Source organism: Paenibacillus sp. D51F (genome assembly GCF_053345695.1).
Genome location: NZ_JBKFAO010000001.1, coordinates 313,946 through 336,919, shown reverse-complemented (window position 1 = coordinate 336,919; position 22,974 = coordinate 313,946). Strand labels below are relative to the sequence as shown.

The window sequence follows — 22,974 nt, the reverse complement described above, 5'->3', positions numbered from 1 at the left end:
CGGCTTTTGGGCATCCATTATACGGCCAGAAAGGACCGGCCCTTCCAATGAGCAAATCCATTTCCGCACCCGCCCGGCAGCAATCCGGCGGAGTGCCTGCAGGCATCGGCCGCCGGATGCGTCTGCGGCTTGCCCATCGCTCCTTCCGCATTCTGTGCGCGGCAGCTGCTGTTCTCGTAAGCGGCGTTCTGCTGACGATGCTCTTCTTCATGTTCCGCACTGGCGTGCTGACCTTCCAAAGCGTCTCCTTGCGGGAGTTTTTCCTTTCCGCTGAGTGGGAACCGGAGAACGACAAGTACGGAGCGCTCGTCTTCATCGCGGGCACCTTCATGGTTACCGCCCTAACGCTAGCGATTGCGGTGCCGATATCTATTCTGGCGGCATTGTTCCTTGCCGAGCTCGCTCCGTCCAGACTGGCCCGGGTAATCCGTCCGATCCTGGATCTGCTCGTCGGCATACCATCCGTCGTCTACGGATACATGGGACTTACGCTGCTCATTCCGGCGCTGCGCACCGTGACGGGCAGCAATCTCGGGGACGGGGTGCTGGCGGCCTCGCTGGTGCTGGCCATCATGATCCTGCCGACCATAACCCGCATCAGCGACGATGCGATCCGCACCGTTCCCCGTAAATATATTCAAGGCTCGTACGCTCTGGGAGCGACCCGCTTCCAGACCGTGACCGGCGTCATCCTGCCGGCTGCGAGCCGCGGCATCGTCCAGGCCTGCATCCTTGGCATGGCCCGCGCCATCGGGGAGACGATGGCCGTCGTCATGGTCATCGGCAACACGCCGCAGCTGGCCGACAGCCTGTTGAAGCCGACATCCGTGCTGACGAGCAACATCGTCATGCAGATGCCGAACGTGCCCTTCGATTCGACCTGGAACAACGCCCTCTACATGATGGGCTTCCTGCTGCTGGCGATCTCGCTGCTGATGATCGCGGTCGTGCGCCTGCTTCAGAAGAAAGGGGAGAATTAGGATGAGCATGGCCGCAACTGGAATGTCGGACCGCAGGCAGGTCAGGCGCAAGCGCAGATCGGACCGGATGTTCACCGCTCTCGTGTGGGCGGTCGGCATCGGCTGCACGCTGTTTACGCTTGCTCTGATCGGGATGATCCTGGAAAAGGGCATGCCCGGCCTCAGCTGGAGCTTCATCTTCGGGCTGCCGAGCGAAATCGATGCCGGAGGCGGGATCGGACCGGCGCTGTTCAACTCCTTCTATATTCTGATTTTGTCGCTCGCTATCTCCATCCCGCTCGGGCTGGCGGCAGGCATCTATCTGGCCGAGTTCGCTCCGGACAACAAACTGATCGGATTCGTGCGGATTTGCGTGGAGGGACTTGCCTCCGTGCCTTCGTTGATTTTCGGGCTTTTCGGCATCGCTCTGTTCGTCGAGGGAATGGAAATCGGTCTGACCATCCTTGGCGGAGCGATCAGCCTGGCGCTGCTCAATCTGCCGCTCCTGACGAGGGTGACGGAAGAAGCGATGCGCTCCGTTCCGCCGGAATACAAGCAGGGCTCGCTCGCACTCGGGGCGACGCATACCCAGACGATCTTCAAGGTATGCCTTCCGGTCGCTCTGAACGGCATCATGACCGGCATTTGCCTGACGGCCGGCAGGGCATTCGGCGAAAGCGCCGTAATTGTCCTCGTGGCGGGCGTATCGACCTCCGGCATCATGTGGGATTTCGATCCCTTGTCTCCGGGAGCGACTCTTGCCGTGCATCTGTGGTATGTGCAGTCGGAGGCTATCGTTCCGGATGCGGCCGAGATCGCAAGCAAGTCTGCCGCCGTCCTGCTCATCGTAGTGCTGCTCATCAACATGGCGCTGAGAATTCCGCTGTGGCTTGTCGACAGGAAGAAGCAGGCTTGAGTTCAAACGACAAATAACCGTCTCCGACCGGAGACGGTTATTTGTGTTGGCCGGGAGCTCAACCTGTTTCGGAGGCCTCCGAGGAAGCGGGCCGCACCTGCTGGCAGCTTTCGAACTGGCATTCGTCCCGGAAATAATAGTTCCCCCGGATCTTGACGGTATGCTCGTTGAACAGCTGCAGAGGAGCCCCGGGCTCCAGAAGTCGGCCGCTTCGGTATACGGCGACGGAAGCTTTGGCCGCTAGGGCCGCTTCAAAATGGGCAAGAGTGGTGAGCATACGAAACAGCAGCATGGGCAGCTCCTAAGAAAGGATCTATTAATGATACAAATCGTATCATAAATAGCGCCTAGATAGAAGAGTTCTTTGCCTGCTGCTGATAAAATTTCAACTATATGACGATAACGGGGATGTTTACCCGGCTCTGTAGTACGAAACGATCAATTCATCCAGTCGCTGACTAAGCTCCAGATTGTATCCTGATTTTCCCGTGGCGGATTTGTTTAAAATTTCTCTCAAAATTTCGATATTTCTCATAATTTCATGTTTATTCGACATTGTTCATTCTCCTATTCATTAAATGATCGATAAGTTGTCGAACTTACTCGAGAGATTTATAACTAAAATTTACATATCGGATATTCAATATTAACCGATCTAATTGCTTTGAAACAGAATATGGATTTAATAACACTATTGTTTTTTTGTAGGTGCAGAAATCGGATGCAGACGGAATAGAGAATGGAAGACGAGGGCGGCTGTCAGGGATCCAAAGGAATCAATGAGTACATCGTAAAGGCGTCCGTCGCGGTTCAGATAAAGCTGCAGGATTTCAGTCGCTAGGGCGAATAAGACGGACACCAGAAGCGAGACGGGCCGATTGCGCAGCCAGTTGAAAACCAGCAGATCAAGAATTCCGAAACCGATGAAATGGCCCAGCTTGACGATGACCCAGACATGATGAATGCGGGTAACGTCAGCCCAGTTGAAAAATTCGGCAAAATTAGGCTCGGGATTGAAAACAAAGACGAGCTGCTTGTGCAAGAGCAGGTTGTTGAGGTTTTCGGTGCAGGTAAAGACCAGCAGCACGAGAGCCCAGAGCAGGACAGCGGCCGCCTTTGTACGTTTCGAAATCATATCGAACAAGCCTCCTATGAAACCATTTCCATATTGTAAATGCTGACGACACGGAAGAGGCTTTGGTTTCGGTCGAAGGAAGATGTAAACGCTCCCCAATAGAAAAACAAAAAAATCTAGAAAAAGTGTTGACTCGGATCTGGGGTTTTGATATATTAATAACTGTCCTCGAGACGAGGTATGAAAACAAAAGAAAAATACTTCACATGATCTGTTAGCTCAGCTGGGAGAGCACCATCTTGACAGGGTGGGGGTCAGTGGTTCGAGCCCACTACAGATCATTGCCAAAACCCTTGATATATAAGGGTTTTTTCCTTTTTATCGGGTTTGTATTTCCGCGCTCATAGCTTGTCTGGTGCCCGTTTGGTGCCCCTCGCATTTTATTCCGCAATGGTGCCATTATTGGTGCCGGGCTGGTGCCCCCAATTCATTACTACAGATAAACAAGAGCCCGTAGAAATTACGTAAAAATACTGTAGAAAAAAAGAAGAAAAAACGGATAAATAATGATAAACGGATTTGCCTTTTGCCGTGGTACATTTATACCGTGAGATATCGAGAGAGACACCGACGGAGCGTGAACGCTCTACCGATCCAGCCGGCCCAAGTGGTCGGCTTTTTACATTCCCGGTGCAAAGGTGCTAGTCCTCCCAAAAAACTAGTGGGCAATAGGGAGCTGCAATCCATGGGAGTATGGCCCATGGCCGCGCAAAATGAGACTCGGACAGCGGCAGCGATGTGAAGGCAGGCGCTTGCCCTATGACCCCTGGCTGCCCGAATCTCGACATGCCGTATACTCTATGTAGACGGCTTACAAAGGCTTCGGCCGCTGAGCCCTCCAAATCAGCGGTCACTTATATGCGGGATATAGGATGCTGTTGGCTACGGCCGGCTGGCCCCGGATCATGCCCGGGCTCCCGCTCATTCGCTATCCCTATTCGCTATCACTCCGGACCTGCCTATGACCCCCACACAGCCGAGACTGCGTCGGCAAAGGCTCGGATCGCAGGCGCCAGCGACGAGCGTCAATAATTGTCGCACTCTTAACCAAGTTGCTGAGCAGATCGGCTGCTCGGCTGAGGGTAAAGAAAAAGCCCCGAAGGGCTTTAAAAGTAAAGAAACAGAGTCTTAAACATAGCTATGACTGTTCCCTTGCTGCCATCTGGATTCTCAAACGAGTAAAGCCCGGCTATATGAAGGTTTGAGTATATGGCGTGCTTTCCGTTCATGAAATGATGGGTGACAGAAGAATTTGGATTGTTTAGCATGTATTTGAGAATGCTCGACTCATCGGGTTTTGTAATTATCATGGTGATTATGAGAATTGCGAGCAAAACCCATTTGCTTATTGACGATCCTTTTCTTTCGTCGTCGAATTCTTCATCATCAAATTCATCATCGTCTTCTTCATATGCTTTGGACATTGGCCATTCTCCTTGATGTTGGTAAAGATTTTATCGGCACTGAAGAGAGCTTATGTGAGTTCCTAAAAAAACCATGGATTAAGAACGCACGTTCGTAATATACTTTCCCCATGAGGTGACTACATATGGGGACTGCAAAGCCGTGGCCGGAGGAAGGCCAACTGAAACCAAACGAAGAAGAGGAAATCAAACGTGTAGTTGCGTTGCAGCTGATGCGGCCGGTCATCGAGGACAACAGGCAAAAGCTCCTGGAGCACAAGGGAGTGCTGCAGCGGGCTTACCGCATGACGCTTGAGGTGTTTGCCCAGAGGGTATATGAAGAGCTCCAGCAGGAGCGTCGGAGGCTTTCAAACGAGCGGATTCATATTAGGCAAGTGGTGCCGCGGCGGGGAATGATCGTGGTGAGCTACACATGCCGATCGTATCCAGGTGAGATTACGATGATAGCGGATGAAGGGCAGTTTCGGATCGGGCAGCTGATTGATGATTACATCGAGTTTTGCTTTGGCGACCACAAAGAGGACCCTGGGAGAGGGCCCTCTATTCTTTAAAATTATGAAGAAGCTAATAACTAAAGAAAGTATGCACTCGAAATGATGACGAGCAAAATGAACAGGACCAGAACGGCGTTTGTGCTTAGGTCTCAAATGTTATTTTTTCCGTTGAAAAAGAGACGCGGAACTATCTTCCGCGTCTATTCCTTTCGGGTGAGGATTCTTTGTCTGAACTAGTAGAGGAATGCTTTCGAAATGATGACCAGCAGAATGAACAGGACCAGAATGGCGCCTGTGCTGGTGAACATATTGCGGTGTTCGAATTCGGACATTTTTTATTCCCCCTTTCGTTCGTTATACCCTACTTTATGTTTCTAATTATTAAGATGGTTGGACGGGCGGTATATTTGTGCTTATGCTCGTTATTACGCCGTCTTCATGATGGCAATCACCACAGGTATGCGGCAAGGTGAAATCTTGGGGCTCCAATGGCGTGACGTTGATCTTGATGCAAGGACGATCTCGGTCAAGCAAATACTTAACCACGATGGCAAAGAGCTAGAGCCAGGCACGAAGACAAAGAACAAGGGCTTGCGGATGATCGGGATCGACCCTGTGACGGTATCGGAACTGGAGAAGCTGAAGCGTCGGACAAATCGGGAGCGCATGGCAGCCGGTGGTATGTACGAGGATAACGGTTTGGTTATGTGTACGAGCTTGGGCTCTCCGGTGAGCCCGCGAAACATTAACCGTTCTTTCAGCCGCCTCGTAGAGAAGATCAACAAGCTATTATTTAATAGGGACATTCCCTCCGATACCGAAGGTCCGGTTCCATGATCTGAGGCATACGCATGTGGTGATGCTGATCAAGGCGAGGGAGAATAACAAACGGATTGCAGAACGTATGGGATGGACGAGCGTCAAGATGATTGACCGGTATGCTCACGTTATGCCGGAAATGCAGATTGAAACCGCAGACTTGTTTGCGGCGAGCTTCTTCAAGAACCAAGCTGCCACTGCTGAGAGCAGCAAGGTTAGAGTAACTGGTGCCTGATTTGGTGCCCTAAAAGGAATAAAAAGCGAAAAATAGGGATAAATACGTGGGATACGCAAATTCGAAAATGTCGCGCCAAGACTGGTTTTGAGCGCTATTGATAAATACAGACTAAAGGGTGTGGCATCTTGACAGGGTGGGGGTCAGTGGTTCGAGCCCACTACAGATCATACTGAAAAACCCTTGCGGAGCAAGGGTTTTTTGCTTTTTCTATGGGAAAATGCGGCCATGAATTCGAAGTGAATTGGCCTCTGATACGAAATTGATACGAGTGGGCCATGACCATGCGAATATCGGCCCTTCCACACATATGCGTTTGCTATGGAGACACTCGGTTTTTAATCAGCAAGGTGACGTGTGAATGACCCATGTCATGGAAACGAATCTTTGGCCGATCGAGGACGGGGAGATGTTCCTGGGCAATACTGGCTTGCTTAACTGCATGGCCACGACAAGATCCTTGTCCTTGTAGTTGTGCTCCATTCTCGTTCAGGTATGCGAGTCCGGTGTGTCTTGAGAGCTGCCATTGATGGCGGCTCTTTTTTTTTGACCGGCGGCTGCCGGAACCCGTCTTGGCGCCGGCCTGAATTTCCTTCCGTCATGAAAGAGAATTTGAGTAATCGATACGATTCGTCGATCGAAGTCGACATCCTTCCAGCGAAGCCCTTTCTTTAAGAATTTGTTGATCTCGCAGAGTTGACCGGTATCATGCAGTTTGTTGTAAAGATCCTGGAAGTCACTCGATCCGATCTTGCCGATCTTCAGATGTCCTAGTGCAGCGGCATAGGAAGTCGATCAGAGCTTATTGAGCAGCTGAAGCATCGGCTTCGGATGGCTGTTTTCCTGAGCTCAAGAATCGTTGCATTCTTATCGATGATGTTGAGCGCCCAGCCAAGAAGAGTGTCGCGCCAAGCAGGAGGGCTGAGAAGCCAAATCAGCTGAGCGCCGGTTGCAGTATCGATTAGTGTCAGGGTCCGGTGTGAGAGCTCATGCATATATGGTCTATCCGGAGGGAATCTTACTAAACGTCGAAATCAATTTTGCTGAAAAGGAGCATAAAATGTCTATTTTAGGCGGCAACCCAAAGGACGAGCCACTACATTACGGAGAGATATTCAGCATATGGACTTACTCTGTAGGGGCTAAGGGAATGGTCTCGGCATATCAAGCATTCCTTTCGCATGCTGGCGACAAAGACCTGAAAAAACTTCTAGAAAATCTAATTGACCAGGCAAAGAAAGAGATCAAAGAAGTCGATGCCCTGCTTACAGAAAACGGCATCGCACCTGCACCTGCACTTCCTGAGCGCCCTCCAGTAGCACTTGAGGATATCCCGATCGGGGCAAGATTTACGGATCCAGAGATTGCAGCTGCACTGTCATTGGATATCGCAGCAGGCTTAATAAGCTGCAGCCAGGCGATGGGGATGTCAATCCGTGAAGACGTAGGAGCATTGTTCTTGAAATATCACACTGCAAAGGCTGCCGACGGTGTGAAAATCTTGGAAATGAATAAGGAAAAGGGTTGGTTGATTCCGCCGCCTCTTCAAATTAAACGTCCAGAATAGTTGATGCTAATTAAACGGAGGGAATTAGAATGAAAAAACAAGTTTTGTCCTTTGTAGCGATCTCGAGCATGGCATTTATTCTGGCCGTTCCCGCATTCGCAAATGGGAGCATGTCGCCTGGAACAAATAGCGGAGTGTATTCAAACTATTCCAGCGGAGTCTCCAACTATAGGGATGGACAAATGAATTCCAGCTATGCAAACAACGGTCTAAGCTCTTACTCAACAGCTAATAGCACCAATTCTTCGATGAATGCGAATCGCTACACGGCTAAAGCAACAGATAATGGTCGAAGAAGCAATTGGGGCTGGCTTGGCCTTCTTGGCCTCCTTGGCTTAGCCGGCGCGAGGAACCGCAACCGCGATCCTGAGCGTCACTAATATAGGTTTATCGAGGCCGCAGCCAATACTGCGGCCTTTATTCTTTTTAATCACATATACTTCTAATGAAGTGAGGACTCATGGTTGTCCTTAGCCTGCACCCGATCTTCCGGCATGAATGGGAAGGATGTGGAATTAAGGTCAGAGACACGAACATAGGAAGGCGATGCCTATTCCTGGATGGAGCAGCTTGCAGGCGCTGAATAAGCAAGCCTCAATTATGGTATAAACAATTTAGAAAACCGGCATAATACCTCGAAAGAGGTGGTATGAAGTGCAGTATTTCGATGAAGATTATGTTCAAGGCTTGGAAAGCCAGCTGCAGGAGCGTTTTCAAAAAAGATCGGACTTTCTATGCAAGCACATTATCATTGCAGGAGAGAAATTCAAGGCATACTATCTCCGTACACTAGTAAACCTCCCGATGACGTTGTCGATCATAAATCAAATCGGAATCGATACGACTAATGACTTGAAATGGGAAGCGCTCCATTCGATGGAAGTCGATGCTGCCGTATCGTTGAATGCTTTGTACGATCATGTGCTGCAAGGAAAGCTTATCCTTCTTGGCAAGGAGGGATTTGTCGCCATCATTGAACCTGAACGAGCGGAGCTCTCCAGGTCGGTCATGATTCCCAACAGCGAAAATCCCCTGCAATCGGCATTTGATGCCTTTACAGAGGATTTGGATATAAACATCGGGCTGATCCGAAAAAAAATGATTTCGGACCAATTGATGATTGAAACTCGATTCGTTGGCGACCAATCCATAAAGAAGCTTGCCATTGTTTACATAAAAGGAACAGCGCGTCAAGAAGTGATTGAATCGATTGAAAAAAAACTAGATGAAAATGCCCATCAGAACCTTACCACGGTACGGGATTTGACCCGGATTCTGGGACATCCTAAAATCACTCTTAGTCCAACCTATATTTCCTCCGAATTACCCGAGGAGACGGTACAAAATCTACTCAATGGAAAAGTGGTTATTCTAATGGACCAATTTTCCTTTGCTTTCGCTTTTCCCGCGATCGTCTCCGATTTGTGGTCGACTACCCTGGATGTCCAATACCCGCTGTTGCTGCAACTGTTTCTCCGTGCCATTCGCGGAGCATCCTTGTTGTTATCTCTCACGCTTCCAGGTCTATATGTCGTTCTCAACTCCGTCAATCCCGAGCTCCTCCGCATCCAGCTGGCCATCACTGTTGCCAAGAGCAGGGAGGGCGTGCCGTATCCATCGCTCATTGAAGCGCTGATGGTTTTATTGCTTCTGGAGATAATCATAGAGGCCACGATAAGGCTGCCCAAAAGCATCGGTCCGACCATTACGATGATCGGCGGCATCCTGCTGGGACAGGCAATCGTACAGGCCAAGCTGGTCAGCAATCTGCTCATTATTATAATGGTTGCCTCTGCGATATCCAATTTTGCATTGACGAGCTATATGAATGCGGTCGGGATGAGACTGTATAGGTATGTCGTTCTCATTGCCAGCGCCTTTTTCGGCATTTGGGGTCTAGAGGCTGCATTGATTTGGCTTACGCTTTATTTTGCATCGTTGACGACCTGTTCTGTACCGTACTTGAGCTACACCTTGAAGGGAAAGATTGCTGATGAATAAATTCCAGTCGATCATCCTTTTTTTTCTATTGCATATGGCTTCTATATTCGCCATTTTCCCCGAACGAATGATGGCTGCCGCCACCAAAGCACAGTGGATGCCGGTGGCAATCATTTTTTTGGCTGAGCTGCTGGTCGTGTGGCTTTATTTAAAAGCCATGTCGAAGTTTCCCGGCAAATCGATTCTAGATCTTTGCTGTGATACGTTCGGGAAATGGGGAGCCGGATTCATGCTGCTTCCCTTGCTTGTTTTTTTGTTTCTTCAAGTCATCCTTTTAACGTGTTACCTTACCGTAGAGATAAGAACGGTGCTGCTCCCGAAGACGCCGATCTACGCTACGTCGGCTATTTTTGTCTCCATCTGCATGTACGGGGTTTGGAAGGGGCTTTCCGTATTGATTCGGGCAAGTATGGGTTGGTTTGTTTTGTTAATGCCATTTATCCTTTTTTCCATGCTGATCAGCATAGGAAATTTCAATTTCGACTATATCTTTCCTGTTTGGGATGCGAAATTCTCCTTTATCTGGAAGCAGGATTTTTATGTGGGGACAATCATTTTCTCAGGCTTTTTGTTCCTGGGGATGACTCCATCCCGTTTGAGAATCGGTTTTGGCACAGCGTCTGCGTTGATCGGGCTTATCTTTCTGTTCGCTCTAACCTCTGTCTATATCCCCTTGCTCATTTTCGGCCATGAAACAGCGGTCCATTTCCAATATCCCATGCTGATGGCTTCCGACACCGTCGATTTGGAATGGGTCGTCTTTGACTGGCTGCCGAGTTTTTATGTCGTGTCTTCCAGCGGGCTGGGCTTGATAAAGGTGTCTGTTTTGCTCTGGATGCTCCTGACCCTATTGAGACAGCTTTACTTGCCTAAAATAAAAAGCCTTTGGCTGTTGATCTTTATCGGTATCGTTCTGTATTTTGCCTGCCAGTGGATACCCAATGCAAAAACTCTCGATAAATATTTGTATATCAGCTCGTACTTATGCCTGTACTCCACCGTCGGTTTTCCCATCCTGATATACCTGTCGACATTGCGGCGCAAAAAGGAGGCTCATGCATGAACAGCCTGAGGGTGAAGCTGGTCGTTCTCGTTGTTGGGATGACGGTCCTGCTGGAAGGGTGCTGGGATACAAAAGACATCAATAAGCAATATCTTCCTGTCGTTATGGGGGTCGGAAAGGGAAGCAAAGAAAAATACAAGATTATTCTGGAAATCCCGAATGCGTCAGGAAAAGATCAGTTTTTGGAAAAGGAAGCCATTTCCATCAGCAAAGCGATCGACCTGATCCGGACCGATGCAGAAAAAAGCATCAATATGGTGCATTTAAGGCTGATGCTGTTCGACCGCTCCATTGCTCAAGAAGGGATTCGCGATATCATTGACTATGCCGTAAGAGCAAACGATATCTCCATTAAAGGCATGGTGGCCGTCGTGGATGGAGATTTCGACAAGACGCTTTATCATGTTATTTCCCCGACACCTGAAATTTCAACCTATGACTTCTTTAACAAAGAAGCAGGGTGGACGCCCAACGTATCGCTCGTCAGGATATGGAGGCTTATCGCAGTCAGAATTCCTACTCCGAAGATATGGCCATTCCTATGCTCCAGAATGGCGACCGCACCCTATATGCTTTTAAAGGAACGGCTGTCATGCGCGAGGACCGCATGGTCGGGAAGCTGAATCAGAAAGACACATTTTTGTACAATTTATTCAAAGGCAACTATACGGGCGGAACGATTGAGGTAGCGGAAAATACAAGCGTCCTCATCAAAAAATCGACCCTGAAACATCATCGCCGCTGGTCTGAAAAAGGGCCGTCTTTATCGACGGATATGAACCTTGACATCGTCATTGCTGAAAGCCCCAGCGGAAAAAGCAATACGGAAATCGAAAAAGAGGTTCGCGAGCAATTGAATCGGAATTTTGAAATGACCGTGAAAAAAATAAAAGGCTACCGGTCGGATGTTCTGGGCATCGGGGTTATTTTTCGTCCGCAGCTGTCTCAAGAGCAGATCAAGAAGTGGAAATCAGAATGGTTTCCTAAGCTGGAGCAGAAAATCGATGTACATGTGAACGTCATCAATGACATCTTAATCAAAGATGAAGCTCCCCCTGATCCATTGCTTCGAAGTTGATCGGAGTGCGAGGCTGCATAGAAAAGAGGCTTGCATGACGCAAGCCTCTTTTCCTTATCTTCCGTTTTCAAGGCTTCAAGTAACGCTTGTCCTTGAGGAACAGCAGCCAGAACCAAATGAATACCGGTACGAGAACCAGCGTGCTTACGCTATAGCCTGCCAGCAGCGACACGAACATGGCGTGGTTCGTGAAGCCTTGCTCCACCGTCATATGCGGGTAGATCAAGTAAGGAAGATGGGCGCTGCCGTAGCCGAAGCTGGCCATGGCGTATTGGATGATGACCAGCACGACGGCCGCGCGCGGAACCCCGGTCCAGCCGCCTCTTCCTCTCCACCATAATGCGCTGTACCCGGCGACGAAGAACAGCGCGGACAACGCGAACCAGATCCATTGCGCCTTCATTCTCTCCACGATCCACTGGGCCTCCGGATTCATGGCTACAGCGGCCAGCATGCCGGTCAGAAGGGTCAACGGCCCGATCGTCATCGCGATGCTGCGGTAGATGCCGTACGCTTGGCGGTCCTCCGATTCCCGGGCATAGTCGGCCAGAAACACGGCGGATAGGAACAGCTCGCTCGCGATCCCGAAGCCGAGATGGGCATACAAGGTCCGGCTGGTCAGCAGCTTGTCGGTCAGAACCTGCAGGTGGCCGGCCCGCAGCTCCACCAAACCGCCGAGTGTGACCGGCAGCACCGTGATGAGCAGGCCGGGAATGAGCAGGCCCGTCACCCCCGAGACGATCCGGAGCTGGGCCACATAGTTGGCCGACATTTGCGAGTAGACCATGAAGGTGCTCCGCAGCGCAAGCAGCAGCAGCACGAGGCAGACCGGCACGACGAGCAGGGAGCTGAGCATGGGCATCGCGAACGGGAAAAACCCGACGAATGCGACGACAAGCAGGACGAGGAAGACGTTGGTTACCTTCCAGGTCGGGGACAGATAGCGGTTGGCGATATCCGCCGCAGTGCTGCCTTGCCGGCCGGCAAACACCATCGACCAGAAGCCGGCGCCGAAATCGATCGAGCCGAGGATAGAATACGCGAATACGAATATCCAGATCAGCAGGATGCCCAGGCTGGAATCGCTCATCGGCCGCTACGCCCCCTCATGCTTGAGCGCCAGCTCGGCATGGACCGGATTGCGCTTGAAATAATGCCACAGCACCAGAATGGTGATGCACATCAGCATCACATACAGTCCGATGAAGAGGATGAACAGCGTGCCGAGATTCTGGGATGCGGTCGCGGCTTCGGCCGTACGCTGGATGTGATAGATCGTCCATGGCTGCCGGGCGCTGCAGCTGAAGATCCAGCCGGTTTCGATGCCGATCAGCGACATCGGCCCGGTCAGGACGAGCACCCTCAGCATCCAGCCGGGGAGGGGCCGTTTTTTTCTCCATCGGTAGAACAGCGCGCCGAAGGAAATCACGATCAGCAACGATCCGAGCATGACCATCAGATTGAACAGGGTGTGCACGAAAAGCGGAGGCCAATTTTCCACCGGAAACTCATTCAAGCCTTTGACCACCGTATCGAAGCGGTTGCCGGCCAAAAAGCTGAGCGCTCCGGGAATCTCGATGGCGCCTTTGATCTCTCGGCTCTCCTTGTCGACGATTCCCCCGATGGCTAGAGGCGCATATGCCTGCGTTTCGAACAGCCCCTCCGCCGCGGCCAGCTTCTCGGGCTCGTATTCATGAAGCATCTGAGCCGTACTATGGCCGTTCAATGCCGTGGCAAGCGACATTACGCACCCGATGACGAGGGCAAGCATGAGGCCTTTGCGGTGATAAGCCGTCTCGCGCGGCTCCCGGTTCCGGGAGAGCAGCTTCCAGGCTGCGATCGAAGCGATCGCGAATGCGCCTGTCATGTAGCCGGAAAGGGAAACATGGAGCGCCGTGTTGAAAAAGCTGGGGTTGAAAACCGCTGCCCAAGGATGCACATCCGTAATTTTGCCGTCTGCAATCGTGAATCCTCGCGGCGTATTCATCCAGGCATGCGCATCGGTGATGAGGACGGCGGAGCCCGTAGCTCCGACAGCCACGAAAATAACGCTGACGATTCTCATCCATGGACTCAGCCTGTCTGCGGCATAAACGTAAATGGACATGAACAAGGCTTCCAGGAAGAATGCCCAGATCTCGATCTGGAAAGGCAGCGAGATCACTTGCCCCACGATTTCCATGAAGCCGGGCCAGAGCAAGCCCAGCATGACGCCGACAATCGTTCCCGAAGGGATCGCGACGCCGAGCAGGATGGCAAAGCCTTTGGTCCATCTCCGGGCCATGGTGGCATAATCCGAATCCTTGCGGAGCTGAAACAGCACCTCTGCCGCGATGATCATCATCGGAAGGCCGACGCCAAGCGTCGCAAAGATGATGTGGAAGGCCATGGAAGAGCCGAATAGAGAACGGGCGAGCTGAACATGATCCATACCAAAAACTCCCTTTTGAATTGATGAGGGTATTATTGGCAGGGACATCCAGGATTATGTAAGCCTGTCTCTTCTATTAAAGGCTCATTCCCTCTCACAATCTATCAATCTGCGAATATAGGATCGTATTCTTCGTCGGAGAAAGGAGGTGCACGAACATGTCTACTTTCCTTGATGCACGAACATCCCAGAACGCCAGCACTTCCGGTCGCTCGCGCTGGTCGACATCACGATTACGGTCGTACGCGGAACCGAGACCACGGATCCGGTCATCTTCTCCGCCACTTCCATATTCGAACTGAGCATTCTCGCTCCGCAAATCATTACCTTCACGGCCGCGGATTATCTTCCTCCCATTACCCCTCAGCTTACTTACATCGCATTTGTCTCCACCAGCCTGCTCGGCACGGTGCGCGTCGGTCCCGAAAGCTTCCAGGGCATCCTCGTAAGCGACTAATCTCGTCCACAACGCTGATTACAGCAACACAGCACGCCGAGAAGGCGCCTGCGCCAGTCTTCCATCATGCGGAAGCCAGGAGGAGGCGCCTTTTTCCATGTCGGCCGTATATCCGGTCTAATTGAGTTGCCTTGAAAATTATTGACAACTTAAATATAAAGGAGATAAACTTCATTTAAACATTTGTTTTAAACGAGTGTTTAAATATAGATAGCCTGGGAGGGCAAATAGGTATGTGGAGAGGGATCACCCTGTTTTTAAAAAAGCCGATGACAATCGTCGGAATCGTGACGGCTGTTCTGTTTCAAGTCATATTCTCAAGCATCTGGATGACGGCCTACAAAGGCGTCAATGACCGGGCGGGCAATCTCAGCGTCGGCATCGTCAACGAGGACAGCGGCCTCGGCGCCAAAGTGGTCGAGTCGCTGGAAGCTCAGTCGACCTTCCATCTGATCCGGCTGGGATCGGCCGCAGAGGGCATGGAGCGGCTGAACACCCGCGAACTGCAGATGCTCGTCACCATTCCGGATGATTTTACAAAAAAAGCGACATCGCTTCAAGACAAGGCCGAGCTGAAATTCACGGTCAACGAATCGAACCCCGCCCTCATCAAAAGCATCATGACCTCGGCGGCAGGCGGAATTGCCGGAGCTGTCAATGGACAGGCCGTTCAGATGGGAACTGCCGCCCTGCTAGAGCAGTTGAATGCGCCTGGAGAACTGTCGGAAGCCGCAGCGGCCGGGCTGGGGCAGCGGGTTGTCGCCGATATCCAGTCGGTCAATCCCGTCAAAGGCATGAACAACCAGATGGTTCCGATGATGCTCGTACTGGCTTCCTACGTCGGAGCGATGATCATGGGCATGAACTTCGAGCAGGCATCGATGATGCTTCGCAGGGAGGGAATGGGCAAGTGGCAGCGTCTGCAATCCCGATTCGCCCTCAATTTCGCAGCCGCCGTTCTCGTATCCCTGATCGGAACAATCATGCTGTTCTCTCTCGGAGGCCAGCATGGTCACGGCTTCCTGGCACAATGGGGCTTTCAGGCTCTGTTCGTCGCGGTCTTCATGTTCGTATCCCAGATGTTCCTAGTCGTGCTCGGAATGCCCGGCATGCTGTTCAATATCCTGCTGTTGTCCGTGCAGCTCGTCACGTCCGGCGCCATGGTTCCGCGCGAGCTGTTGTCCGGATTCTACGGTCGCCTCGGTGATTTCCTGCCGGCAACCTATGCTGTACAGGGCTGCATGAACCTGCTGTTCGGCGGCACAGGAACCGGCAAGGCTTCGTGGCTGCTCGTCGCGATCGGCGCCGCCGCGATCGTCATCAGTGTAACGGGAGTCGCCTTGCGCAAGGAAACCGCGCGTCAAGCCGAAGCATCGCCGGCGACCGCTTCATGAGGCAGCGGAGCCGCTATCGGCTTCAGCTTCGATGAAGGATCAAGGATAAAGAGGAGATGAGAGCCGTGAGCGAGGAGACGTCCATCCGGGAAAGACTGCTTGCCTCCGCCCGCCGCCTGTTCGCCAGGCAAGGCTATGAAGGGACATCCGTCCGTCAGATCTGCGAAGGCGCAGGGGCGAACCCGGCTCTCGTATCTTATTATTTCGGGGGGAAGGAAGCGATGTTCGAGGAAGTGTTCCGGAGTCTGGAAATATCTCCGGCGCTCGCTTCCTTGCTCTCGCAGCCCGAACAAGCGCCGGATGAAGGCCTGAGGATATTCATCCGCGAGATGATCGCGCACAGGCTGGACAATCCGGATATTTCCCGCATGATCCAGATCGAGAAATGGACGGAAAGCGAGCGGAGCCATCTGATCAAGGAATGGAGCATGCCGATCTGGAGAAACCTTCGTTCTTTCATCGAAGAAGGCGGCAGGCATGGCATGTTCCGGTATCGTTCCCTGGATACGGCGCTCACCTGCGTGCAGGCGCTGCTTCTGAACTTCAGCTCATCCCCGTATTGCAAGGACCTGTTTTCTTACGAGACGGAAGAAAGGGAAGCTTTGGTGGAGGATATGACGGCGTTCATTTTCAGAGGACTCGACTACGATCCCAATCGTCCCCGCCCGTGACGGGCTCTGGCCCGGGGGCTTGAAGCATGCTTCTAGGTCCAGCCTCCTGTTTATTAATATTTGACAGGAGGTTGAGAGAGATGATGAGTACAGATGATCGCCATGCGCTGCAGCATCTGCAGCTGAAAGTCGTCGAACTTGAACATAGCAGGGACGTGCTGCGCCGCATCAGCCTGGAGCAGGCCGCCGTCATCCGCTCCCAAAACGAGAAGCTTGATGCGTTGACCGCCATGCTGGCGGCTCCGGACTGGTTCATGGCCGAATTCGGGCCTGCTGCCTTGCAGTCCGAGGATAACCCGGCCGATATCCAGCGCACGAGCGAGTTCTGGAGCGGAATCGCCGCAGCGCTTCGGGCGGCGGGCCGGCGTTAAGCGACGCGCCTAGAATATCGATTATGCCAGCCGCATGCCAAGCGGCTGGCTTTTTTTGTGCTTGTTCCGCTTCAATTTGAAGTCATGAACAGGCTCGACGCTTCATATAGTAGCTGTAGAAAAAATAGGGGGTGACCGCCATGTCTTTGGAATCGCTGTCGGAGGTTCTTGACCCGGGCTTGGCCATTGTCGTTGCCGCATGCTGGGTCATCGGCATGATTCTCAAGGGGACGCCGAAAATCCCCAACTGGACGATCGTTTACGTCGTGACGGCGCTTGCCGTCATTCTGGCCATGGCTTTGCAGGGCTGGACGCTGCATAACGCCCTGGAAGGGATTGTCGCTGGCGCTTTGGCGATATACGGCCATCAGCTGTTCAAGCAGGCGCGGGAAGCGGTTCAATCCGTTTCGGGAAAGGAGTGAGGGGAGATGGCCATCTGGACGGCTCACCTGGCGGTATGGCTGCTTGGGCTGGGGGCGTTGATCGCGGCTGCCGTCGTTCCGCTTGCCAGGCTCATCCGCCATGATTCTACCCGTTATGATGAAGTCTATGTCTGGCTGCGCAAGCTGGACGGACCTCCGCGGGAGGACAAGTAAAGCGGCGGACAGCGGTTGAAGGCTCCATTCCCGGTGCATACTTTCCTTATAGGAAGGAAACACCGAGGAGGCTGGACATGGCAACGAGGACATATCGCAGCGGACAAATAGGGAAGAAGCTGCTCATGCAGCTTGGAGCCGCGCTGCTTTTGGCTGCGTCGGCAGGCTGCAGCGGAATCCATTACGCAGGAGAGGATGCGGGAGGCAGCCGATCCGCCGCCGAAGAGCTTGATCCTCTCGCTGCTTCCGTGAGGGCCTCCCTGTATCCCGATTCCGTGCGCGCTTCGATCTATGGAGATGAGGACAGGCCTCGGCTTGCTGCGCCTCATGCCCATGACCGGGGACGCGATTGGAAGAAGTCATGAGGATAGGATAAGGGACGAGGATCTTTATTCCTCGTCCCATTTTTTTGAATAGGCCTTCTTGGTGACGGCCAGTAGGAGCCATACCATGAGGACGACCATCAATGCGGATAGAATATAGACAACGACCACGCGTTTCATCCTCCGTTCGTAGTTGGACAGCTTCCTGCTGCATGCTTCCATGATACCTTATGCCTTCTTCGGAATGCCACCCTTTTATAAAGCGGTCCCTCCCTGGGCAAGCTAGGATGGCATGCCGAAGATCACCTAACGGAAAGGAACGGTGTCCAGTATGGAAATCAACAGCAGCGGACAGCAGGCAAGGGAACGGATTGTGGCCGTCCAAAAGAACGGAGATGGCGATCTGACGTCGTTCAAAACCGAGAACGGTCGCATCCTCGCTTATGACGAGGCGATTGCCGAAGCGGAGCAGGGCAAGCTTGCCGGAGTGAATGTGTTCAAAGGGCGGGACGGAGGCCATTACCTGCGCGGCGATGCCGATGGGGATCCGACCAACAACCTGGACAATTTGCCCGTTTTCTGATCTTTTCGACCGATTGGAGCCGTCCTTATTGGACGGTTTTTTCTGCTGCGCAGAGTAAGGCTCCAGGAGAGCCAACCATCCGGCTCCTGCATACGATAGCAGGGAAGCGTCCGCCCAGGGCGCCCGGAAGGAGAATGACATCATGAGCAAAGGCAAAGGCGGCTCATCGAAGGCGGCAAAAAAGAAAGTGCCGGCAAGCGACCGCAGGCAGGTCAATATGAAGCTGGTGCTGTCCGATACATGCGCCGTATGCAAAACCCCTTGCGCTCGAGGCATGCGCTACCTGGAACGGATGCGCCAGCCGGGGGCGCTTGGCAAAGGCGTTCCATGCGTGCTCACGCGAACGTACGGCTGAGTGGAAATAGACCGATCATTTCCCGGGGAAGCGCATGGTTCTACATGTTGCGACAGTTTGCGGCAGGCGGGTTTTCGCTTGTCGCGACCGCTTCGTTCGCGATTCGGGACCATAGTCCCGAATCGGCATGGGAGTCTTGAACCCGCGCAACTTTGACCTGCGGGCTGAGTATAAAGCTGTAACGAACAATCGGGAAGAGGGATCGAATGAAAGGAAAAAAAGTCCTTGTGCTTACGCTTGCCATGGCTCTCTGGGGAGGCACGATGATTTTTGCGGATTCGGCCACCCAAGCCGTGAAAGTCATGTTCAACGGCAGCGAGCTTCAAGAGACGGGAATCATGTCGGACGGCAAGACTTACCTGCCGCTGCGTCAGGTGGCGCAAAAGATGCAGGCTCTCGTTGTATGGGATGACAGCAGCAAGAAGGCCAGCATCATCAGGCCCAACGTACATATGGTGCTGTTCGACAAAGACAACAGCCCGTTCGGCTATGTCAAAAACAAAGGCACCACCTCGTTCAGCCTGCTCGCCCAGGTGGACAGCCTTGCGGCGGAAGTGGATTCGTTCCGGATTACGATCACGGATCCTGCCGGCAAGGAGACGGCCCTCGCGACAAGCGCGACGAAGAAAGACAATTTCTTCTACCTCTCCAAGGAGATCAAATACGGCTTCGACAGCTCCGGAACCTATGCGATCCGCTTCTCGCTGCGCTTGAGTCCGAACGATGACTGGAGCGTCGTTTCGGAGAAGAACATTACCGTCGGATAGCTGTTTGACCCGGAGCGGGACAAGTGATACGATACGGAAGGTACTTTAAGGCAGACAGAATTGTGAGGGATATCGATGACTGAGCATCAGCATGACGACAACTGCGGCTGCGGCCAAGACCATGACCATGAAGAACATGTCTTTCTCGTGACGGATGAAGAGGGCAATGACCGCGAGATGGTGATGGTATATACGTTCGAATCCGAGAACCAGGCTTATGCCGTGCTTCTCGACCGCAACGATCCGGAGGAGGACGGCGTCATCTTCCGCATCGAAGAAGAGGACGAGGAAGCCTTCCTCGTCGGCATCGAGGACGATGCGGAGTGGGAGCGCGTGACGGCTATCTACGAGCAGATCGCCAAGGAACAGAACGAAGGCAAATAAGCAGCAAAAGCAAAAGCCCGGCGGCCAGCCGGGCTTTTGCTTTTGGGAGCAGGAATGATTTCCTTAGAAGATCGCGGATTCCTCCACGATGACTTTCACATATTGGATGCTGCGGTCCTCGGGACCTTTTACCGGAAGCCCGACTTCCACATGGTCGATGATATAGTCGATGTTGGACTGGGAAATGACTTCTCCCGGAAGCAGGATCGGAATGCCGGGAGGATAGACATAAATGAATTCGGCGATGATACGGCCTGCGGATTCCTTGAACGGAACGACTTCCGTCTCGCCGTAGAAAGCCTCGCGCGGCGTCAGGGACAGCTGCGGGATTTCCGGAATCTTCACGATCAGCTCCTGCACTTCGTCCACGCGCGGATAATGGACGACCATGGCGCGCAGCGCTTCGACCAGCTGGCGGGTGGTGTCTTCGCTGTCGCCCGGAGTAATGAGGCAGAGAATGTTGTACATATCCGACATTTCGACTTCAAGATTGAAGTTGTCCCGCAGCCAGTTCTCCGCGTCGTAACCTGTAATGCCGAGGTGGCGGACATGAATGGTCAATTTCGTCGGATCGTAGTCGAATGTCGCTTCGCCGCCAAGGATCTCCTTGCCGAAGCAATAGAGGCCGTCGATCCCGTTGATCTCCGCCCGCGCCTTCTGGGCCAGCTCGATGGCCTTGTCCGCCATCTCGAAGCCGTTCACCGCGAGGTTGCGGCGGGAAGTATCCAGCGAGGCGAGCAGGATATAGGAAGTCGACGTCGTCGTCAGCATGCTGATGATCGTCTGCACCCGATGCGGATTGATGCGGCCTGCTTTCATGTTCAGCACGGAGCTCTGGGTCATGGAGCCGCCGAGCTTATGCACGCTCGTCGCAGCCATGTCCGCTCCTGCCTGCATCGCGCTCATTGGAAGCTTGTCGTTGAAGTGGATCAGCACTCCATGCGCCTCGTCGACGAGAACCGGAATGTCGTAGCTGTGGACGAGATCGACGATTTCCTTCAGATTGGCGCAAATGCCGAAGTAGGTCGGGTTGATGACCAGCACGGCCTTCGCGTCCGGGTGGCGCTCAAGGGCGCGACGCACCGAGCGCGTCGTGATGCCGTGGTCGATGCCGAGCTCGGCATCGCGGGCAGGCGATATGAACACCGGGCGCGCGCCGGCGAAGATGATGGCCGACATGATCGACTTGTGGACATTTCGCGGCACGATGATTTTGTCCCCTGGCGCGCAGACGGACAGAATCATCGTCATGATGGCGCCGCTTGTGCCTTGTACGGAAAAAAAGGTATAATCGGCTCCGAATGCATCGGCGGCCAATTTTTGGGATTCCTCGATTACGCCTGTCGGCTGGTGAAGGTCATCCAAAGGAGCTATATTGATCAAATCGATCGACAAGGCGTTGTCGCCGATGAAGGCTCGGAATTCGGAATCGGTGCCTACTCCCTTCTTGTGCCCGGGAATATGGAACTGCAGGGGATTGTTCTCTGCGTGGCGGCGAAGCGCGCTGAAGAGAGGCGTGCGTGTATGGTCCATCGCTATGATCCACAGCCTTTCAGATTCAGGTATACAAACAAAAATGAGTATAGCATGTACGGGGGGGAATGCAAGCCTGCAAACCCTCGCCGACTCAGATCGGAAAGGGGTTTGTCGCTGCTTGGAACTGAAGATGCCCGCGAACGGGAAAAAGATCATTCGCTCGCCGTTCGTCATTAAACTTCTTCTTATTATGTTCGGAGTCGAATTTGTCAAAGGAGCTGTGCTCGTATCGGTGCTGCCGGTGTATATGCGCGATGCCCTCGGGCTGTCCGCCTACGCCGTGGGCTGGGCGCTCGCGGCCCAATATATCGGCGACAACGCCTTCCGCAGCCCGCTCGGCTGGATCATCGACCGGATCGGCTACCGCACGGTCATGCTGCTCGGCGTGCTGTTCACCTGCACGTCCGTCGGGATCATCGCCCTCACCTCGGGCACGGGCTGGATCATTGCCGCCTGCGTGCTGCTCGGCGTCGGGACCTCCCCCCTGTGGCCTTGCGTCATTACGGGGGCGACGGCCGTGGCCGGGGACGAAGCCGGCGGCAGCATGATGAGCGTCATCTATATGAGCTGGCTGATCGGAGTCGGCATGGGGCCGATCGTCATCAATTTCTTCATCATCAAGAGCTATGAGCCCGCCTTCTGGCTGATGGGCGCTATCCTGGTCCTCATCCTGATCGTCACCTTGACGCTGCCCGGCCGCAGGGGATCCAGGGAAATCGAGGGCAAGCTCGAGGAGCAGGCGCCTCACGCTTCGCGCGGACCGCTGGTTCCGCGGATGCGCCGCTACTTCAAGAAGGTCGGGGAATCCCTGCATGCGAGCAAGCTGCTCTATCCGGCGATGTTCATCCAGAACTTCGCGCTCGGCCTGCTTACGCCCGTCCTGACGCAATATGCGAGGACGGTGCTGCATTTGACCCCGCAGCAGTACAGCGCCTATCTGGTAGCCGGCGGAGCCGTTACGGTGCTGGGCCTGATTCCGGTCGGCAAATGGGTGGACCGCTACGGCACCCGCTGGTTCCTGCATGTAGGCTTCCTCGTCGCTGCCGTGGCGCTGCCTCTGCTCGGCTATACCCGGCAGCTGACGCTTGTCTTGTTCGTTGTCGCTCTCGTCGGACTGGGGTATGCGTGCATCATTCCGGCCTGGAACGCCTTGATCGCCAAAGCGATCCCCAAGGAGGAGCGCGGGGCGGTATGGGGCTTCTTCCTCACCATCGAAGGCCTCGGCATGGTGCTCGGCTCCATCATGTCCGGGCGGCTGTGGGACAGCTACGGTTCCCATGCGCCGTTCCTCATCAGCGGCGGCTCGCTCGTCGTCCTGTTCGTCCTTCATCTGCTGATCATCCGCCGCGGCCGGATTTCCTTGGCTTAGCTGCTGGAAGAGACAAGCAAGCCCCCCTGCAGGTCCTTGACAGACC

31 protein-coding genes and 1 tRNA gene are annotated in these 22,974 nt (G+C 53.3%); 23 read left to right on the top strand and 9 right to left on the bottom strand.

The window, feature by feature from the left end; translation table 11 throughout:
• Positions 1-47 precede the first annotated feature (47 nt).
• On the top strand, positions 48-980 hold the full coding sequence (gene pstC / locus ACLBWT_RS01625; protein ID WP_049867633.1) for a phosphate ABC transporter permease subunit PstC: 933 nt from the start codon (positions 48-50) through the stop codon (positions 978-980).
• Position 981: 1 nt separating this feature from the next.
• On the top strand, positions 982-1,875 hold the full coding sequence (pstA, locus tag ACLBWT_RS01620) for a phosphate ABC transporter permease PstA (protein WP_447661353.1): 894 nt from the start codon (positions 982-984) through the stop codon (positions 1,873-1,875).
• Between the two features lie 58 nt (positions 1,876-1,933).
• On the opposite strand, the gene ACLBWT_RS01615 is transcribed toward pstA, so the two are convergent.
• From ACLBWT_RS01615 to ACLBWT_RS01605, 3 genes are all read right to left on the bottom strand, one after another.
• Positions 1,934-2,167, bottom strand: coding sequence for a hypothetical protein (locus tag ACLBWT_RS01615; RefSeq protein WP_076354981.1), 234 nt, complete (start codon positions 2,165-2,167; stop codon positions 1,934-1,936).
• Between the two features lie 120 nt (positions 2,168-2,287).
• Entirely contained in the window at positions 2,288-2,410 is a 123-nt protein-coding gene (locus ACLBWT_RS01610; RefSeq protein ID WP_447661672.1) for an aspartyl-phosphate phosphatase Spo0E family protein, read from the bottom strand.
• Positions 2,411-2,566: 156 nt separating this feature from the next.
• The gene (locus ACLBWT_RS01605) at positions 2,567-3,010 is read right to left on the bottom strand and encodes a VanZ family protein (protein ID WP_447661352.1); all 444 of its coding nucleotides are present in this window, start codon (positions 3,008-3,010) and stop codon (positions 2,567-2,569) included.
• Between the two features lie 208 nt (positions 3,011-3,218).
• On the opposite strand from ACLBWT_RS01605, the gene ACLBWT_RS01600 reads away from it, so the two are divergent.
• A tRNA-Val gene (locus ACLBWT_RS01600) sits at positions 3,219-3,291 on the top strand.
• A gap of 825 nt (positions 3,292-4,116) precedes the next feature.
• Here ACLBWT_RS01600 and ACLBWT_RS01595 read toward each other — a convergent pair.
• Positions 4,117-4,434: a hypothetical protein gene (locus ACLBWT_RS01595; RefSeq protein WP_447661351.1), complete on the bottom strand. Its 318-nt coding sequence runs from the start codon at positions 4,432-4,434 to the stop codon at positions 4,117-4,119.
• Positions 4,435-4,559: 125 nt separating this feature from the next.
• On the opposite strand from ACLBWT_RS01595, the gene ACLBWT_RS01590 reads away from it, so the two are divergent.
• A complete protein-coding gene (locus ACLBWT_RS01590) occupies positions 4,560-4,985 on the top strand; it encodes a hypothetical protein (RefSeq protein ID WP_447661350.1) in 426 nt (141 codons plus the stop codon).
• 176 nt (positions 4,986-5,161) lie between these two features.
• Here ACLBWT_RS01590 and ACLBWT_RS01585 read toward each other — a convergent pair whose 3' ends face one another.
• A complete protein-coding gene (locus tag ACLBWT_RS01585) occupies positions 5,162-5,260 on the bottom strand; it encodes a YjcZ family sporulation protein (RefSeq protein WP_447661349.1) in 99 nt (32 codons plus the stop codon).
• 58 nt (positions 5,261-5,318) lie between these two features.
• Here ACLBWT_RS01585 and ACLBWT_RS01580 point away from each other — a divergent pair, with 58 nt between their 5' ends.
• The 8 genes from ACLBWT_RS01580 (at position 5,319) to ACLBWT_RS01545 (ending at position 11,691) form a co-directional block, all read left to right on the top strand.
• Entirely contained in the window at positions 5,319-5,765 is a 447-nt protein-coding gene (locus tag ACLBWT_RS01580) for a tyrosine-type recombinase/integrase (protein ID WP_447661348.1), read from the top strand.
• A 22-nt stretch (positions 5,766-5,787) separates the two neighbouring features.
• A complete protein-coding gene (locus ACLBWT_RS01575; protein WP_447661671.1) occupies positions 5,788-5,982 on the top strand; it encodes a hypothetical protein in 195 nt (64 codons plus the stop codon).
• A gap of 1,060 nt (positions 5,983-7,042) precedes the next feature.
• Entirely contained in the window at positions 7,043-7,549 is a 507-nt protein-coding gene (locus ACLBWT_RS01570) for a DUF3231 family protein (protein ID WP_447661670.1), read from the top strand.
• 29 nt (positions 7,550-7,578) lie between these two features.
• Positions 7,579-7,929 carry a WGxxGxxG family protein gene (locus ACLBWT_RS01565; RefSeq protein WP_447661347.1) on the top strand — a complete coding sequence of 117 codons (351 nt, stop codon included), beginning with the start codon at positions 7,579-7,581 and terminating at the stop codon, positions 7,927-7,929.
• Positions 7,930-8,203: 274 nt separating this feature from the next.
• Positions 8,204-9,550 (top strand): spore germination protein, encoded by a 1,347-nt coding sequence (locus tag ACLBWT_RS01560; RefSeq protein ID WP_447661346.1) that lies wholly within the window; start codon positions 8,204-8,206, stop codon positions 9,548-9,550.
• Complete coding sequence (locus ACLBWT_RS01555) at positions 9,543-10,613, top strand: GerAB/ArcD/ProY family transporter (RefSeq protein ID WP_447661345.1); 1,071 nt, start codon at positions 9,543-9,545, stop codon at positions 10,611-10,613. Before ACLBWT_RS01560 ends, ACLBWT_RS01555 begins: the two co-directional genes overlap by 8 nt.
• Positions 10,610-11,236 carry a Ger(x)C family spore germination protein gene (locus ACLBWT_RS01550; protein WP_447661344.1) on the top strand — a complete coding sequence of 209 codons (627 nt, stop codon included), beginning with the start codon at positions 10,610-10,612 and terminating at the stop codon, positions 11,234-11,236. Before ACLBWT_RS01555 ends, ACLBWT_RS01550 begins: the two co-directional genes overlap by 4 nt.
• Positions 11,206-11,691 carry a Ger(x)C family spore germination C-terminal domain-containing protein gene (locus tag ACLBWT_RS01545; protein WP_447661343.1) on the top strand — a complete coding sequence of 162 codons (486 nt, stop codon included), beginning with the start codon at positions 11,206-11,208 and terminating at the stop codon, positions 11,689-11,691. The genes ACLBWT_RS01550 and ACLBWT_RS01545 overlap by 31 nt, the downstream gene beginning before the upstream one ends.
• Positions 11,692-11,758: 67 nt before the next feature.
• Here ACLBWT_RS01545 and ACLBWT_RS01540 read toward each other — a convergent pair whose 3' ends face one another.
• Together ACLBWT_RS01540 and ACLBWT_RS01535 are read right to left on the bottom strand one after the other, a co-directional pair.
• Complete coding sequence (locus ACLBWT_RS01540; RefSeq protein ID WP_447661342.1) at positions 11,759-12,781, bottom strand: cytochrome d ubiquinol oxidase subunit II; 1,023 nt, start codon at positions 12,779-12,781, stop codon at positions 11,759-11,761.
• Positions 12,782-12,787: 6 nt separating this feature from the next.
• Positions 12,788-14,122 (bottom strand): cytochrome ubiquinol oxidase subunit I, encoded by a 1,335-nt coding sequence (locus ACLBWT_RS01535; protein ID WP_447661341.1) that lies wholly within the window; start codon positions 14,120-14,122, stop codon positions 12,788-12,790.
• 690 nt (positions 14,123-14,812) lie between these two features.
• Between ACLBWT_RS01535 and ACLBWT_RS01530 the strand changes: the two genes are divergently transcribed.
• The 6 genes from ACLBWT_RS01530 to ACLBWT_RS01505 all read left to right on the top strand — a co-directional run bounded on the left by ACLBWT_RS01530 (position 14,813) and on the right by ACLBWT_RS01505 (position 17,976).
• Positions 14,813-15,973, top strand: a complete 1,161-nt coding sequence (locus tag ACLBWT_RS01530; RefSeq protein ID WP_447661340.1) for a YhgE/Pip domain-containing protein — start codon at positions 14,813-14,815, stop codon at positions 15,971-15,973.
• 65 nt (positions 15,974-16,038) lie between these two features.
• Positions 16,039-16,644 carry a TetR/AcrR family transcriptional regulator gene (locus ACLBWT_RS01525; protein ID WP_447661339.1) on the top strand — a complete coding sequence of 202 codons (606 nt, stop codon included), beginning with the start codon at positions 16,039-16,041 and terminating at the stop codon, positions 16,642-16,644.
• 80 nt (positions 16,645-16,724) lie between these two features.
• Positions 16,725-17,015, top strand: coding sequence for a hypothetical protein (locus ACLBWT_RS01520; RefSeq protein WP_447661338.1), 291 nt, complete (start codon positions 16,725-16,727; stop codon positions 17,013-17,015).
• A 140-nt stretch (positions 17,016-17,155) separates the two neighbouring features.
• Entirely contained in the window at positions 17,156-17,437 is a 282-nt protein-coding gene (locus tag ACLBWT_RS01515) for a phage holin family protein (protein WP_447661337.1), read from the top strand.
• Positions 17,438-17,443: 6 nt separating this feature from the next.
• Positions 17,444-17,611 carry a hypothetical protein gene (locus ACLBWT_RS01510; RefSeq protein ID WP_447661336.1) on the top strand — a complete coding sequence of 56 codons (168 nt, stop codon included), beginning with the start codon at positions 17,444-17,446 and terminating at the stop codon, positions 17,609-17,611.
• Between the two features lie 77 nt (positions 17,612-17,688).
• A complete protein-coding gene (locus ACLBWT_RS01505) occupies positions 17,689-17,976 on the top strand; it encodes a hypothetical protein (RefSeq protein WP_447661335.1) in 288 nt (95 codons plus the stop codon).
• A gap of 24 nt (positions 17,977-18,000) precedes the next feature.
• Here ACLBWT_RS01505 and ACLBWT_RS01500 read toward each other — a convergent pair whose 3' ends face one another.
• Positions 18,001-18,156 carry a hypothetical protein gene (locus tag ACLBWT_RS01500; protein WP_447661334.1) on the bottom strand — a complete coding sequence of 52 codons (156 nt, stop codon included), beginning with the start codon at positions 18,154-18,156 and terminating at the stop codon, positions 18,001-18,003.
• Positions 18,157-18,265: 109 nt separating this feature from the next.
• On the opposite strand from ACLBWT_RS01500, the gene ACLBWT_RS01495 reads away from it, so the two are divergent.
• From ACLBWT_RS01495 to ACLBWT_RS01480, 4 genes are all read left to right on the top strand, one after another.
• Positions 18,266-18,517 carry a DUF3892 domain-containing protein gene (locus tag ACLBWT_RS01495; RefSeq protein WP_447661333.1) on the top strand — a complete coding sequence of 84 codons (252 nt, stop codon included), beginning with the start codon at positions 18,266-18,268 and terminating at the stop codon, positions 18,515-18,517.
• 142 nt (positions 18,518-18,659) lie between these two features.
• On the top strand, positions 18,660-18,872 hold the full coding sequence (locus ACLBWT_RS01490; protein ID WP_447661332.1) for a hypothetical protein: 213 nt from the start codon (positions 18,660-18,662) through the stop codon (positions 18,870-18,872).
• 206 nt (positions 18,873-19,078) lie between these two features.
• Positions 19,079-19,639 carry a stalk domain-containing protein gene (locus tag ACLBWT_RS01485; RefSeq protein ID WP_447661331.1) on the top strand — a complete coding sequence of 187 codons (561 nt, stop codon included), beginning with the start codon at positions 19,079-19,081 and terminating at the stop codon, positions 19,637-19,639.
• Positions 19,640-19,714: 75 nt separating this feature from the next.
• The gene (locus ACLBWT_RS01480; protein WP_076355017.1) at positions 19,715-20,023 is read left to right on the top strand and encodes a DUF1292 domain-containing protein; all 309 of its coding nucleotides are present in this window, start codon (positions 19,715-19,717) and stop codon (positions 20,021-20,023) included.
• A 63-nt stretch (positions 20,024-20,086) separates the two neighbouring features.
• On the opposite strand, the gene ACLBWT_RS01475 is transcribed toward ACLBWT_RS01480, so the two are convergent.
• Complete coding sequence (locus ACLBWT_RS01475; protein WP_447661330.1) at positions 20,087-21,556, bottom strand: aminotransferase class I/II-fold pyridoxal phosphate-dependent enzyme; 1,470 nt, start codon at positions 21,554-21,556, stop codon at positions 20,087-20,089.
• A gap of 4 nt (positions 21,557-21,560) precedes the next feature.
• On the opposite strand from ACLBWT_RS01475, the gene ACLBWT_RS01470 reads away from it, so the two are divergent.
• The gene (locus ACLBWT_RS01470) at positions 21,561-22,928 is read left to right on the top strand and encodes an MFS transporter (protein ID WP_447661669.1); all 1,368 of its coding nucleotides are present in this window, start codon (positions 21,561-21,563) and stop codon (positions 22,926-22,928) included.
• The last annotated feature ends 46 nt before the right edge of the window (positions 22,929-22,974 follow it).

Excerpts from the sequence above, each read along its gene's own strand:
- ACLBWT_RS01585 (WP_447661349.1), bottom strand. The coding sequence starts at position 5,260 with ATGTCCGAATTCGAACACCGCAATATGTTCACCAGCACAGGCGCCATT.
- ACLBWT_RS01490 (WP_447661332.1), top strand. The coding sequence starts at position 18,660 with ATGAGCAAAGGCAAAGGCGGCTCATCGAAGGCGGCAAAAAAGAAAGTG.
- ACLBWT_RS01550 (WP_447661344.1), top strand. The coding sequence starts at position 10,610 with ATGAACAGCCTGAGGGTGAAGCTGGTCGTTCTCGTTGTTGGGATGACG.
- ACLBWT_RS01540 (WP_447661342.1), bottom strand. The coding sequence starts at position 12,781 with ATGAGCGATTCCAGCCTGGGCATCCTGCTGATCTGGATATTCGTATTC.
- ACLBWT_RS01510 (WP_447661336.1), top strand. The coding sequence starts at position 17,444 with ATGGCCATCTGGACGGCTCACCTGGCGGTATGGCTGCTTGGGCTGGGG.
- ACLBWT_RS01570 (WP_447661670.1), top strand. The coding sequence starts at position 7,043 with ATGTCTATTTTAGGCGGCAACCCAAAGGACGAGCCACTACATTACGGA.
- ACLBWT_RS01605 (WP_447661352.1), bottom strand. The coding sequence starts at position 3,010 with ATGATTTCGAAACGTACAAAGGCGGCCGCTGTCCTGCTCTGGGCTCTC.
- ACLBWT_RS01480 (WP_076355017.1), top strand. The coding sequence starts at position 19,715 with ATGACTGAGCATCAGCATGACGACAACTGCGGCTGCGGCCAAGACCAT.
- ACLBWT_RS01515 (WP_447661337.1), top strand. The coding sequence starts at position 17,156 with ATGTCTTTGGAATCGCTGTCGGAGGTTCTTGACCCGGGCTTGGCCATT.
- ACLBWT_RS01500 (WP_447661334.1), bottom strand. The coding sequence starts at position 18,156 with ATGGAAGCATGCAGCAGGAAGCTGTCCAACTACGAACGGAGGATGAAA.
- ACLBWT_RS01555 (WP_447661345.1), top strand. The coding sequence starts at position 9,543 with ATGAATAAATTCCAGTCGATCATCCTTTTTTTTCTATTGCATATGGCT.
- ACLBWT_RS01565 (WP_447661347.1), top strand. The coding sequence starts at position 7,579 with ATGAAAAAACAAGTTTTGTCCTTTGTAGCGATCTCGAGCATGGCATTT.
- ACLBWT_RS01530 (WP_447661340.1), top strand. The coding sequence starts at position 14,813 with ATGTGGAGAGGGATCACCCTGTTTTTAAAAAAGCCGATGACAATCGTC.
- ACLBWT_RS01470 (WP_447661669.1), top strand. The coding sequence starts at position 21,561 with ATGATCCACAGCCTTTCAGATTCAGGTATACAAACAAAAATGAGTATA.
- pstA (WP_447661353.1), top strand. The coding sequence starts at position 982 with ATGAGCATGGCCGCAACTGGAATGTCGGACCGCAGGCAGGTCAGGCGC.
- ACLBWT_RS01535 (WP_447661341.1), bottom strand. The coding sequence starts at position 14,122 with ATGGATCATGTTCAGCTCGCCCGTTCTCTATTCGGCTCTTCCATGGCC.
- pstC (WP_049867633.1), top strand. The coding sequence starts at position 48 with ATGAGCAAATCCATTTCCGCACCCGCCCGGCAGCAATCCGGCGGAGTG.
- ACLBWT_RS01485 (WP_447661331.1), top strand. The coding sequence starts at position 19,079 with ATGAAAGGAAAAAAAGTCCTTGTGCTTACGCTTGCCATGGCTCTCTGG.
- ACLBWT_RS01615 (WP_076354981.1), bottom strand. The coding sequence starts at position 2,167 with ATGCTGCTGTTTCGTATGCTCACCACTCTTGCCCATTTTGAAGCGGCC.
- ACLBWT_RS01545 (WP_447661343.1), top strand. The coding sequence starts at position 11,206 with ATGCGCGAGGACCGCATGGTCGGGAAGCTGAATCAGAAAGACACATTT.
- ACLBWT_RS01520 (WP_447661338.1), top strand. The coding sequence starts at position 16,725 with ATGATGAGTACAGATGATCGCCATGCGCTGCAGCATCTGCAGCTGAAA.
- ACLBWT_RS01505 (WP_447661335.1), top strand. The coding sequence starts at position 17,689 with ATGGCAACGAGGACATATCGCAGCGGACAAATAGGGAAGAAGCTGCTC.
- ACLBWT_RS01495 (WP_447661333.1), top strand. The coding sequence starts at position 18,266 with ATGGAAATCAACAGCAGCGGACAGCAGGCAAGGGAACGGATTGTGGCC.
- ACLBWT_RS01575 (WP_447661671.1), top strand. The coding sequence starts at position 5,788 with ATGCTGATCAAGGCGAGGGAGAATAACAAACGGATTGCAGAACGTATG.
- ACLBWT_RS01595 (WP_447661351.1), bottom strand. The coding sequence starts at position 4,434 with ATGTCCAAAGCATATGAAGAAGACGATGATGAATTTGATGATGAAGAA.
- ACLBWT_RS01610 (WP_447661672.1), bottom strand. The coding sequence starts at position 2,410 with ATGAGAAATATCGAAATTTTGAGAGAAATTTTAAACAAATCCGCCACG.
- ACLBWT_RS01590 (WP_447661350.1), top strand. The coding sequence starts at position 4,560 with ATGGGGACTGCAAAGCCGTGGCCGGAGGAAGGCCAACTGAAACCAAAC.
- ACLBWT_RS01475 (WP_447661330.1), bottom strand. The coding sequence starts at position 21,556 with ATGGACCATACACGCACGCCTCTCTTCAGCGCGCTTCGCCGCCACGCA.